This is a genomic window from Tianxiuia mixotrophica, from assembly GCF_050596425.1.
In the GTDB taxonomy this organism is placed as follows: domain Bacteria; phylum Bacillota; class Clostridia; order Peptostreptococcales; family Acidaminobacteraceae.
Genome location: NZ_CP192292.1, coordinates 3,407,530 through 3,420,960 on the forward strand (window position 1 = coordinate 3,407,530; position 13,431 = coordinate 3,420,960).

The window sequence follows — 13,431 nt, forward strand, 5'->3', positions numbered from 1 at the left end:
TTTCAAAACCATAAACTACGCAACATCACAACCTCAGTCACCACCAGGTGAATGGCGGGACACCGCTGTGTTAGACGATGATTAATTGAATTTTCCATATCAACAAATTAGGGTGGAAATGTTCAAATCTCATGAAGTATTTGCTAATTATTCTTAAGGATATAACTTACGATTCTAGACAATATACTGTTCTCGTTAACTCTTTGGGAGATGTCTCTACTGGAGATTGATATATTACTATTCTGAATGTTCTTAAGAACCAATTTTTGAATTTCCTCTCTAGGCTCATATTGAAAATCCTCTCTATAATTTTTCTCTACTTTCCTATTATGAAAGGCCACATATTTTCGTAGATTTTCCCACAGAACATCCTTATCACTCGCATTAACTCTATTATCACTATCACTTAATTTCGAAAATAGTTTTCTCAACTCTAAAGTTATCTTACTCTGACTCCACGAAGTATCAATTGCATATGTAATATACTCACGATCGTTTATATCTTTGAAAAAAACTAAACACGGAATATTCCTATATTTTAATCCAATCTTTCTTGCCAGATCATAAACCTGAGATGAATCGTAAGGCATTACATCATAATAACCCGACCAAAGTTCTTCTGGTTGATGTACATCAGACCAATACTCACGTGTTTTTGCCTCTTCACTCCATGATGACGGTGGCTTCTCAATTACAAAAATGAGGCAATCATTCCCTGATAATCGATCCATTTCCATAAAATATTCCCTTATGTATTGTGCAATATTCTTGTCTTCCCTAGTGTATAAGGCAAATGCATATAAAGTATGCCATTTATTTTCAAACACATGCCAATTTTCAATTACTTCTTCAATACTACGTATAGGATTCATACATAAACTCCCGTTCTATTCTTTAACGAACATAATAAAACCAACGATTACTATTAGTACTCCAGGTGATGCATTCGCTAAGTTGCTTTCAACTCCCCCAAATGACAAACTCCAATTTATTGATCCTGAATAACCTAAAAATGTCATAACAATTCCTGCAAGTATTATTAACACACTAGCTAAGTTAGACTTTTGGGTTGTTGTAACTTGATCGATACCTCTAGAATCCTTTGCATAATTTGTTCCACCACTATTTTCTTGTTTCACGTCTTGACTATTAATTGATATATTAGTCTGATTTGCTTTTTTTGATTTTCTCACATAATTCTCCTAACATTATTTATTATCTATTCAATTGATTTTCGTCTAACGTTCCCACAATTCCCGATGTGGCACTCTATTTATTACTCTTAAACTATATTTTACCATAATCTAAGTATAAGAAATACCACTTCGAACAACAAAGTGGCATGTTGGGAATTGCTGTGTTATGTGAAGTACAAAACACTTATTTTATTTCTTTGAGTAACTTACTTTTCAAAACTATATATTCATCTTCCGAAATTGCATTCGAGTCCTTTAGCATAGTTAACTTTTCTAATTGATCAACTAATGATAACACTGAGTTTGGAGTTTCCGAGGATCCATTCTCAACTTCGACAGTAATTTCATCAAACTGAACATCTGTGAAATCAGTTAAATCATTTTGAACTTCTTTTAAATCTCGATTATAGATATCAGCTGTATACTCTTTGCTGTTTGCCTGGCTTAACGTGTTTTGAAGCTTTTCCCCCATATTGCTTAAAGATGCGAAAGTCAAGCCACCTGAAACAACTCCACCTACAAACGGAATTACCTTTGAAACACCTTTAGCAAAGCTTTTCTTAGTCAAATTGATGCCTAAATACTTGCATATTTTTTTTATGATTGGATAGTAAATCGTCTTTGTAAGAGCCTTTTGAGGTAGTTTTTTTAATGCTTGATTTGATAGGTTTGCTGTAACTACTTTTAGAGTTGCTGTGGAACCACTAACACCGAACATAACTCCTAAAAATAACATCATTTGATTCTTAGCTTCTTCGTAGCTATATTCTCCATCCCATAAATCTTCGTATCCATAAAGATATGCTAATTTTTGAGCTAAAATTAATGCCTGAGAATAAAACTGTGCAGTATCATACGGGATTGTCGCAGCCATTGCAATTCCGCCTGGTATACCTGAAATAAAGGATTTCCTCGAACTGGTAATTACACTTTCTTTTCTAATCTTCTTAGCTATTAAATCTATCGTACTGTTATTAAATCCTGCTTCTAGCGGATTTGTGTCAATTGCTTTTGGAATTAAGTCATAGCTGGAAGTATATTTTGATAATGTCTCATTTAAAAAGTTTTCACGATTGACTTTTACCCCTGGAACTGAGTAAAGAGCATTCATAAAATTATCCAGTACCTCATTTGACACTTCATTACCAGTTGATTCATTCATTTTTATCCCTCCGTTTTGACATACTATTGTGTTTTGCATTTTACATAACGTTCCCACGGTTCACGCTCGTTCGCCTTGTCATTGCAACGTGAGCAACGTCGTATAAACATTTCCCTGCGGAACATTCCAAAACTCCGTCACCACCGGGCGAATGGCGGGACACCGCTGTGTTATGTATAGTTTTCTCGTATTTAGAGAACATACTATTTTCCAAATCTATCTACGCTTTTCTGAATTGTTTCAATTATATGCTCTGCCTCATAGCCGCAAATATTTTTCCCAAACCTAATCGTCTTTGCTCCATAATCAAATATGATATTACCTCCAGTAACTTTATATTCATGAGTATTACCTCTACTTGATGATTCGAAATTAACTCGCATATCATAAATCATGTCCATTTCGTATTCTTTACTATATTTAAGCCCGAATATTCGCTTTTCAATTACTAAACCTAAGTCTGAATTATAGATGACTTCTTTTCCAAAAAGCATCCATGCAAGAATGTATGTAAAATATAATCCACCATATGTCCACCCTAGTAACCAAAAGGCTATTTCTTCTGGTAATCCTCCAAACTCAACTACCATACTTACCATAGAACTTTCAACAAGAGCCCATATGATGAGAAATGCTGAAATAAATATTATATTGTATAAGCTCTTTTTTGAAGGTATTGTAATTTTAAAACAATCATTACAACGTTCTGTTTTGGATATCCATTCGCCGGCATAAATTCCCATAATTACGCCTCCTTAAGTATTTATCTAACTTTAACTAAGAGAAAATTTTACATAACGTTCCCACGGTTCACGCTGTTCGCCCCTAGCTATTTCAACACTTTCAATGATGTATCAACATTTCACTGCGGAACATACCAGAACTCCGTCACCACCAGGCGAATGGCGGGACACCGCTGTGTTATAGGACGTTTTTTTCGATTTTATTGAAAACTATTTTAGGTTTATCTATTATCATGCTTTTAATCTCAAATCAATTAGTATGACGATTTACATACAGTACTTCTGAAACTAATTTCATCTATGAAAGATCGCTTTTTTGTACTAAGTAATTAAAACTCACCTTCATCCAAACACTTAATAATCTCATTAAACTTAATCTGTAAATCATCAGACATTTTTTTCATATCACCTGATATCAATTGAAAAGCACGATTATTATTTCTAGCAGCTTCTATTGTTGCGTTTAATGAGATTACCTTCAATTCATCTACTATTTTATTGATAATCTTCACATTAGTTCTTACCTTGTCAAAGCTTTCACTAACATTATTTTCCCGATCATCTGTATGAGACAATTTAATAATCTTTTGATCCAAATATTTGAAAGCAACTAGCATTTCCTCAATTTTTAAGCTAATTTGCTTAGTACTATTTTCCTCTTGTCGTTCATTTAACTTATTTAGTTTCTTTATTTGATTCAAGATATCACTCAAATTATCTTCGATAACAGTAATTTTTACATGTAAATTCTTGCTCGTGTTTTCTGATACTTTGACAAGATCCTGAACAGTTTCATTTTGTAATAAACCTACATTTTCAATTACGTTATTATGTTCTGTCTCTCTCAACAACCTTATAGCATTGTCAACGTGAGATAATTGATATTCTAGTAGCGCATAATCGTATTTTTCTCTGTTTCCTTTCATTATGCTGACTATAAGTCTAATAAAAAAGAATAAACTAACTAAGTAAAATAAAATAACTAGAGCAATTAATACAATAGAAAAAACTGTTAAGATAACCTCTTCTCTACTATTGAACGAGAACACCCAATCTGTCGAAGAATTAGGAATATCAAAAATATTAAATGCTACTGACAAAACTGAAATTATCAGTGCCATCAAGGCTACATTTATTCCTACATTTTTCGTAGCCATTTTATAGGTTATATCTCTTTTTAAGCCATATAAATTCTCTATCTCTTTATTTTTTATTTGATAGATTTTTTCACTATTAGCTGTTATTACATCCCATTGTTTATTGAACTCTTTTTCAAACTTAGTCCAATCTGATTTTAATAAATGTTTCTTCATTAAATCCTCATTCATTGTTACTATAGGTAAAATTTTATTCATAGAATCTCCTATCTTATTATATGAATTTCAACATATATTGTTATATTAACTTAGAAAACAATGTACTATAACGTTCCCACGGTTCACGCTCGTTCGCCCCAGATATTGCAACGCTTTCAGCTTTGTCATAGTCGTTCACTTCGGAACATTCCTAAAGTTCGTCTCCACAAGGCGAATGGCGGGACACCGCTGTGTTATATGTAGTTTTTAGCGTTTTATAATTACTTAGTGCTTATATTTTTCAGCATAAATGTTATCAATCTTTTCTTTTAACCTTTTACTTTTAATTGGTCCTATTTCTTTAGTCTTGTAATCATAATAGTAGTCAAAATCTAACCCATTATCCTCTATATTGCAAAAGTAAATACGTCCATGTTGATCATATAAGAATTCAGCTCCTAGATGATCTATTTCTCCTGACTTCACCAGCTTCTTACCATCAGTTTGATAAATGTAAGTCCTACAACCTATATCTGTACCAGCTTCAATTATATAAATTTCAACATATTCATCTGATATATCAAACTCAGTATACGCAATCGAAATTCCATCATTCCAAATACTTTCAAATTGTACTTCAGATTCATTTAGTGTTATTGTAATTCTTATTGGTTTGTTCTCATAACTTGATTCTTCTAAATACTCCTTGCTCACTTTCACTTGATTACCCTTCAAAACAACGGAGTTTCCAATTCGATTGTCTTCTTCAGAATAATGAAGATCAATATCATCAATTTTCTCTAACGCTAAAATGAGTTCGATGTTTTCTTGATCAGTTTTAGAAAAGTTTGACTCTACATTATTAGTATTTTCTACATACCATGAGTACTCTGAGAAGAATTTTTTATACTTATCACCACTAAAGCTATATCCATATTTTGCATAGACACCATTTCTCAAGAATGCCAATTGCTCAATTGATAAAGGCTCTAATTCAAACTCTGTAAATTTTTCTTCCAAATCATATTCTTTATTGTTGAATTCGATAACATAGTCAAATGAATTCGATACATTGTTTTCGGAACTCTTAATAGTTGACACTGGTTTAGATTCAGAGTCAACAACCCCTTCACTAGGTTTCATACTGGATGATTCTTCATTGCTTGATGTACAACTTCCGAGTAATATAACAATCGTACACATTGCCATTATGATACCTACATGTCTTTTCATTTAAAGTTCTCCCGATACATTTTCTATAACATGAACTAAGCTCAAAATTACATATAACGTTCCCACGGTTCACGCTCGTTCGCCCACTTTTTGCAACGTGAGCAACGTCGTATAAACATTTCCCTACGGAACATTCCAAAACTCCGTCACCACCGGGCGAATGGCAGGACACCGCTGTGTTATATGGTGGTTTTGGCATACTATATACTTGAATATACTTACTTGCTATTTACTTTTTGAACCCATTATCTTATAATGTTGAGCCTTTGCTTTTTAACAGCATATAGATGACAAGGGTATTCATTCAATGATTCTTCCTTTGCCTCATGGCTTCATTCGTTCTTCGCCAAATTAATTTTGTATATAACGTATTCATATGTAGATTGGGTAACTTTGCACTCCGATAGTGAAAATGCGTATATGATCATTTTTCAGAGACACATTTGGCTTCTGGCTTATAATTCAACGTGAGAAATGTTGATCATGACTTGTTATACGACGTTTCTCACTCCCGTGAATGAAACTAGCCAGTGCTATGGAATACTGGGCCCCATGCAAAGTTACATTTCTTAGTCGCCATGTGTGCACATGACCACGCTTTCTCAACTTCTCTATACTTTGCTAAAACTTCCATATAACGTTCCCACGGTTCACGCTCGTGCACTTGATTCTTCATAATATTTACGAATGCCGGGAATATTCATAACCCAAGGACCGCTTTAAATTTATAATCACTCGGTGCATGGCGGGACACCGCTGTGTTAGGCGATGTATTTTTATGCTCCGTGATCACTGACTTCATCCATATTTTTCTCTTCTATTGCGGAATTTCTTTCTATACGCTCAATCTCAAATGTTTTTGTGACACCTATACATCCAATAACAAACAGCATCATACTAAACACTCTGAATGATGTGATATGCCCTTCGACTACTCTATTATAGCTTGAAATGTCCATTCCACCAGCTTTATTTAATGAATCTAATGCTATCCTAGTTCCAAATTCTACTGATTGAAATAATACCACCACACTAACAATTATTATTGCAATTGATAATATTAGTATTGTTTTTCTATCCATTAACTTCTCCTTTTATAATAAAACTTTAAAAATATTTTGCCTAACGCCTGGACAGTTCCCGGCGCGTCCCTGGCGACTTTTTTGCACTTTCACTATTAACTATTCTAGCTTTATTCACCATTTCCTTCCATCACGCCACATAAAAAGGACCCTCGCAAAAAGGGTGACTGGGTTTAGTGCTGGGAACTGCTCTGTTATATGGCGGACAATGACGTCCTTTTATTCATTCGCTTTATTAACCATGCTGCTTTGCGACTTAATTTTAGCAATTCCGTTGATGAAACAATTTATACTTAGCAAGCTCATTAAAATTTTCCCAGATCAAGCAAAGCAGTTGAGCTTCTTTTCGTTATATGATCGTGACATGTTTCTACTAACATTCAGACCGTAATTTGTTTCATTTAGTGAATGACATTTTGTAAAACTACACCCTGTCAGATTACTGGTGAACTCTATTCAAGGCTATACACTGTGATAAAATCCCGTAAACTTAACGAAAAGTAGCGATAAGCTAATTCTTAACGCACATGTCTCTAACCGCTCTGACCAGTCATTTCTGCCTTATAACGTTCCCGGCGTTCCCGATCGTTCGCACTCGGTTTAAACCATTGATTTCGCTATATTCTTTTGTAAGTCATCCACTTATTCTTAGACTAACCAAAACGAATGTTGGGAACGCTCGTGTTATAAGATGGTGGATGACGGCTTCCATACACAAACTCACTACCATTTTAAGATTAAGGTATTCGAGAAACGTGCTCTTGGGTTGCACTTACTCATGTTACCCTACTCACATGATTCTATATGTGCTTTATTTTCACCGTAATCTATTTTCAAGCATGTCCAAAATAATTATTAATTCTATTAGATTACCATATTCCTGGTATTAACCGATTGGTTCTCTTCGTATAACACACGTACTCAGGGAATTCGTTTTTAAGAAATTCCTCTTCAACTTTTATTCTCCATATAAATGTTACTATTGTAATCAGTGATAAAGTCAAACATAAGTATGAATTAAGGACTAAAGGAAAACCAATTACCTGTACAATATTTCCCAAGTAAGCCGGATGACGGATTTTCTTATAAACGCCTGAGTCAATAACTCTATGATTATTCCATTTTTCAACGTCTCTTGAAAAGAAATTGCCTAATGTTCTAATGCTAATTCCTCTAAAAAGTGTGCCCGTACACACCATTGTTATTCCAATAATAGTAACTAGTAGCTTTTCGCGACTGTAAATTGAATACTCTATAATTGGAATCAGAATTGCAGAAAACCAACAAATAGCTAAAGCATTACTCGTGTTCTTACTTGTGACTTGATTTTCACTCTTTTGTCCACTATAAAAGAACCTATCCGAAAGCAAACTACTCACCACTAAAAATAGATATACATGGATAATTGTACTATTCACCTTAAGACCAAAACGTTGAATATTTATCAATATGAAAATCATTATTACAGCCGAAACAATTTTTATAATTATACCGATGTTCTTATTCATAACAGCACTCACTTTCAATGCAATCTAGATGCCTACTAAATGGATACTAAGAACAATGTCAGAGTTTATTCTACTTACTTAATCATACTCCTTCTCCTCACTGTTGACTGTTTACAAATCATATCATGCAGTGAGTTTTCCAACAAAATTGCTAACCTAAGAAAAAGACGTATTACACTTCAAATTAAGTTTTTACATTTATAACTCTTTGCCAAATTAGCGAATCTAATCGAACACTACTAATAACACTATTAACTGATTTGAATATTGCGTACGACCGAGAATTATCCTGAGTCACTGAAACATGGAAATTTGTAGTATTAAATAAACACGAAGCTCTTCGGTTGCATAGCAATATGAACTCCAGACTTTTCAAGCTACTCACTCTAGTTTAGGAACGTGATACTATTTGATAACTATGATAAATATTTAACATATATACAATTTCATAACTCCGTAGAATGCATGACTTATTACTGGTTTATAAATGCACTCTTCTCACAGCATGTCTTTAAGCCAGTAATTTAGTTTAGCAATACTACTGTCTACATCTCGATGACTAAGTTAGCCACTTTCTTATAACGTTCCTGCAATTCCCGACGGGCCCCAGTCCCATTCTACACACTAACTATTTTACCATTATTTAGCTGTATAATGAAAACCCCATTTTGTATAAAACGGGGCATGTTTGGGAATTGACATGTTATAAGATGGTGTATAACTTTTTAAACACGCCACGCCAATTAACTTCTATTAGAAAATTTTGACCATTACTCTTTCGTGTTTTTTTAGATTCTGTACTCAACCATTGATCATACCTAACTTCTTAACATTAATATTTTCTCAATCAATTTCTGTGTACCTTCAAAGATTCCTATCCACACTCTAAAACCTAGTATTAAAAGTATTACGTGTATTAAGATAACTTCTTTGACTGAAGTATATGATATTTCAGCACCTTTTAGAAAATCAGTAAAAATATCGTTAAATATTGCTGCCACAAGGATTATAAGTAAATATCGATTCAAATATTTTTTATTCTTTTCACCAATAAATATATTGACGAGTATTCTTTTTATCATTTCTATCTCCGCTTGAAATTTCCAATTAATCCTGCCTATTTGCCACTACCAATTTTATATAAGTTTTTTTATTTTTGCTTAGAATGTTACGGATTGTGAGAGTTGTATTTAAAGACAGCCAATTTCTGATTCAGAGTATTAAATAAAACCAGATGTTTACTCACAACTGACAGTAACATTTCCTTGGTCAGAACTCTTAGCTTTGGCATCATGTAATTTCTTTCATGCAAATTTACTCATGACTAAACTCTGTCCACATGACCTGATACTTCTATATAGAAACTCCATTTAACCAATGTTTATTTAATGACACCTTAGAAAGCATATTATTATGATTGCCGTATATGTAAAGCACTCTTATGAGCACCAAAACATTCATGCCTCAACTACGCCTATCCATGTTACGGATTGCGAGAATTGCAGTTGGGAACAGGACACTTGCAAATCGTCGTATTGAATAAAATACAGAGCCTTAACCATTAAATGCAGTAACATGCCTTATTATACTAAGGCAATCTAAAGTCTCGATTGACTGTCAGATATAGAAATAGTATAGGCGTCAGCAAAACTTGAAGCCTGACATATATAAGTCAATAAAAGATTCCTTGTTCCCTAACATAAACACAGAATTCAAAGTATGGGGCAATCCAACTTTTAAGCGAAAACATACAAAACTCTGGTTTCTGATAAGTAATCTCAGATCGTGAATTTCTATTATTGTAAAATGATCAAAACGATTAAGTACATTGGAAACACTAAGTTAGACACTGTCTTATAACGTTCCCATGGTTCAAGATCGTTCCCCACTTTATATATACTCTTCTATATTTTAACATAAGAGACTAATTAAAAATTCCCCAATTCGTATAATACGAGGGGAATGTCTGGAACCACTGTGTTATGTACAGTTTAGACACAACCGCATTTATTAAAGTTTTCATTCAAAACCGATTATACACACTGGTTTTGAATTGACATTATATAAAACAAGGCATTGTCTTTCTCTATTTCCTCTTTGATACTAAAGCCAGCTTTTTTATAACTTTTTACTGCGCCAATATTGCTTGCAAGAACATCAAACTCAATTGAGTACATGCCCTGACTAAAAACAAACTCAACAGTTTTCTTCAGTGCCATAGCACCAATTCCCTGATCACAATATTCCGGGTGTAGTCGTATGCTCATATTTCCAACGCTTCGTGTTTCCCAATCGATATCTAATAGAAAAAACTGCCCTAGGGTCTTTTCAGATTTTGATTCTAGTATAATTGCTACAGAACTTGTTCCATTTAGATAATTGTTCCAACGCTTCTCTCGATCACTATATGGTCTACTCTTGAGAGATGAGTTAAACATTTTTCTATAGCCTTGATACATTGGCCAATTGGCATAATTGTCTATATCGGCTCTTTCAAGTTCTCTAATGATTAAGTTATTAAACTCTAGTGGCAATTCTTGAGTAATACTTTCTCTTGATAAAACTATCATCGCGACTCCTTTTACTATGATTCCATTAATGGATTTATCTAAATGGGTTTGTGTTACGGATTGCGTGAAATATCTCAAACAAAAAAAGTTTCTTGATGCGTTTATTACATAAAACAGCATGTTTACCGATGCCGTACAGGAACACATTCCTTAACTTTTATATATTGAATATAGTACATGAGGTCTGAGTGGATCTTTCTCTTCTAATCGTGGATGATTGAACTCACGCTCTTCAACTAGCCCAATCTTTTTCATAACATTGATGGATCTTATATTCAGTTTTGATGTAAATGAGTATACCTTTTCAAATCCAAGATGATTAAAACCATATTCTAAACAGGCTTTAGCTCCTTCTGTAGCATAACCCAAACTCCAGTTTTCTCTATTGATTCTCCACCCTATCTCAATACATGGTGTAAAATCTGATTCAAATGTAGCTGTGTAAAAACCTATAAAACCAACAAACTTACTAGTTTCTTTTACTTCGGCTACCCATAGTCCATAATTATGAATTTCAAAATGTTCTTCTATTCTCGATATAAATTCACAAGATTCTTCTGATGTAAGTTTCTTTGGCATGAACTCCATAACTTCCTGATCGTTATTCATCTTGGCAAATGGTTCTCTGTCTTCAATATTCCACCTTCTAAAGCCCAGTCTTTCCGATTCAAAAATATATGTTTTTTCCATTTACACTAACCTTTCAAAATGTTCATAGCCTTTAATCCATAAACCAGCACCCTCTATTAAAATCTTTCTGTGAAAGTCATAAAAAGTATCTATTTTTTCATTATAAAACAGTAAATGAACTTTTATATTATTTTTTATATAGGCAAACTCATACATATTTGCTTCTTCGTTATATGTTTCCCCTGTAATAGATTCACATTCAAATAATCGCTTTACCTTCATGATGTTTTCATATGGAAAGACTATATCAATGTCATTCATGTAATTAGACCTATCTTGTAAATACAGTGCTGTTGATCCATCGAAATGATACTCTATACTATTTCGAGTAAATAACTCTGCCAATTCAAATATAATGATCTTCATGTTTTCCAAAGCAATATTCCTTCTTAGAATAAGAAAACCTTATTATTACTATTATGTGGCTGAATTGTACATAACGTTCCCACGGTTCACGCTCGTTTGCCACTTACGTCAACACTTTTAGCTTGTTCATAACAGTAAACTTGATAACACTATTAACTATGTCACCACCAGGCGAATGGCGGGACACCGCTGTGTTATGTAGCGGTTTTAAACTTACACAAACTTTTGCGCTATCATCAACCATTAAATTTTAAGCATTTTCATAAGAGTGATAAAAACATTCAGTCTTACTAATACCGTTTCAAGATGCACACTACGAATGTCTAGGACAGTCAATTAGATAACAACACTTTGTACCTTTGCATGAGTAAAAAACATCATTAATTTGAACAAACTTATTGCCTAATACAATTTCAGAATAGCTTTTTTTCAGTTTAGCTATTTCTTCATTACTCCTATTAATATAAGATTCCTTCTCTTCATTTGAGAAATCACAGTCTAACTTTGTATCGGCAATTTCCTCATTAATTTCCTCAATTTTCTGTAGATATAAAATCTCGCATTCTGATTTAAGACCTAATGATTTCAAAGCGTAAAAGTATGATTCTATAACTTCAACATCAATATAAATGGGTTCTTTCCCAATTTTGAATAACTCAACTACCTTATCGAATTTCCTTAGTAAGAAATATAGATGGATAAGTTCAAATGTAAGTACTTTTTCATTATGATCTACAATAAATCCGTCATATAATTTGTCAGCGATTCTCAATGCCATGTCAGTCTCATTTGTAATGCTTCTTATTATTGCAGAACTATAAAGTGATTTTTCTCTAACCTCAGAGTTATCACTGTATAATCTCAATTCCTCAAATATCCTCAAAGCATCTGTATACAACTCATTTTTCATAAGAATATAGCCCTTAAGATATTGATAGTGATTTAGGGGACTTTCAGGCATCGACATTTCACTAATCACTTTCAATGCCAATTCAGGTTCATCTTCTACTAATAGGTATGCTAGTGCATAGTAACTATTCGGTTTACAAGACTGATGCTTAATAGCACGATTCAACGTTTCAACTGCCTTATCTGACTCTCCAAGTTCCTCATCATAGAAATAAGCCAAATTGTTTAAAAGCTCACATAACATTTGCTCTGACATTGATTCTTCATTCTTTGTTAAAGCAGCTTCCATGATTTCTATGCATATATCAGTATCTCGTCTATCTTCAAAATACGAGATCGCTAGTTGGCAAATTGCCTTAATATTTGATGGTTCTTTCTCAATTATATTCTGTAAAAACAATATATATTCTTTAATAATTGGTCTTTGAGACTCATACTCTCGCTCAGAATTCATAATTGCTTTTACTTTGTTCATATACTCATTAATAGTCATTGAATCTGCCTTTCAATAATTGTTTGATACTTTACTACTGATATTTTTCAATGTGCACAAAATTCCTGGTTTGCTATGCTACGATCAAATAGCTTTGTCTTAATCAACACTAACTGGTTTAAAACTGTTACATAACGTTCCCACGGTTCACGGTCGTTTGCCCACTTATTGCAACGCGACCAAC

Annotated in this window: 13 protein-coding genes; all 13 read right to left on the reverse strand. The window is 33.3% G+C overall.

Annotation, left to right across the window (positions count from 1 at the left end):
- Positions 1-143: 143 nt before the first annotated feature.
- The gene (locus ACQ4KW_RS15125; RefSeq protein WP_430883322.1) at positions 144-872 is read right to left on the reverse strand and encodes a hypothetical protein; all 729 of its coding nucleotides are present in this window, start codon (positions 870-872) and stop codon (positions 144-146) included.
- 15 nt (positions 873-887) lie between these two features.
- Entirely contained in the window at positions 888-1,193 is a 306-nt protein-coding gene (locus ACQ4KW_RS15130) for a hypothetical protein (RefSeq protein WP_430883323.1), read from the reverse strand.
- Between the two features lie 187 nt (positions 1,194-1,380).
- A complete protein-coding gene (locus tag ACQ4KW_RS15135; RefSeq protein ID WP_430883324.1) occupies positions 1,381-2,358 on the reverse strand; it encodes an SHOCT domain-containing protein in 978 nt (325 codons plus the stop codon).
- Positions 2,359-2,561: 203 nt separating this feature from the next.
- The gene (locus ACQ4KW_RS15140) at positions 2,562-3,101 is read right to left on the reverse strand and encodes a hypothetical protein (RefSeq protein WP_430883325.1); all 540 of its coding nucleotides are present in this window, start codon (positions 3,099-3,101) and stop codon (positions 2,562-2,564) included.
- Between the two features lie 329 nt (positions 3,102-3,430).
- Positions 3,431-4,456, reverse strand: a complete 1,026-nt coding sequence (locus ACQ4KW_RS15145) for a hypothetical protein (protein ID WP_430883326.1) — start codon at positions 4,454-4,456, stop codon at positions 3,431-3,433.
- A 225-nt stretch (positions 4,457-4,681) separates the two neighbouring features.
- Positions 4,682-5,629: a YARHG domain-containing protein gene (locus ACQ4KW_RS15150; protein WP_430883327.1), complete on the reverse strand. Its 948-nt coding sequence runs from the start codon at positions 5,627-5,629 to the stop codon at positions 4,682-4,684.
- A gap of 776 nt (positions 5,630-6,405) precedes the next feature.
- The gene (locus tag ACQ4KW_RS15155; RefSeq protein ID WP_430883328.1) at positions 6,406-6,711 is read right to left on the reverse strand and encodes a hypothetical protein; all 306 of its coding nucleotides are present in this window, start codon (positions 6,709-6,711) and stop codon (positions 6,406-6,408) included.
- Positions 6,712-7,580: 869 nt separating this feature from the next.
- Complete coding sequence (locus ACQ4KW_RS15160; protein WP_430883329.1) at positions 7,581-8,219, reverse strand: methyltransferase family protein; 639 nt, start codon at positions 8,217-8,219, stop codon at positions 7,581-7,583.
- Positions 8,220-9,037: 818 nt separating this feature from the next.
- On the reverse strand, positions 9,038-9,301 hold the full coding sequence (locus ACQ4KW_RS15165) for a hypothetical protein (RefSeq protein ID WP_430883330.1): 264 nt from the start codon (positions 9,299-9,301) through the stop codon (positions 9,038-9,040).
- Between the two features lie 951 nt (positions 9,302-10,252).
- Positions 10,253-10,789: a GNAT family N-acetyltransferase gene (locus tag ACQ4KW_RS15170; protein WP_430883331.1), complete on the reverse strand. Its 537-nt coding sequence runs from the start codon at positions 10,787-10,789 to the stop codon at positions 10,253-10,255.
- Between the two features lie 150 nt (positions 10,790-10,939).
- Positions 10,940-11,479 (reverse strand): GNAT family N-acetyltransferase, encoded by a 540-nt coding sequence (locus ACQ4KW_RS15175; protein ID WP_430883332.1) that lies wholly within the window; start codon positions 11,477-11,479, stop codon positions 10,940-10,942.
- Positions 11,480-11,845: a hypothetical protein gene (locus ACQ4KW_RS15180; RefSeq protein ID WP_430883333.1), complete on the reverse strand. Its 366-nt coding sequence runs from the start codon at positions 11,843-11,845 to the stop codon at positions 11,480-11,482.
- 313 nt (positions 11,846-12,158) lie between these two features.
- The gene (locus ACQ4KW_RS15185; protein WP_430883334.1) at positions 12,159-13,229 is read right to left on the reverse strand and encodes a tetratricopeptide repeat protein; all 1,071 of its coding nucleotides are present in this window, start codon (positions 13,227-13,229) and stop codon (positions 12,159-12,161) included.
- Positions 13,230-13,431 lie beyond the last annotated feature (202 nt).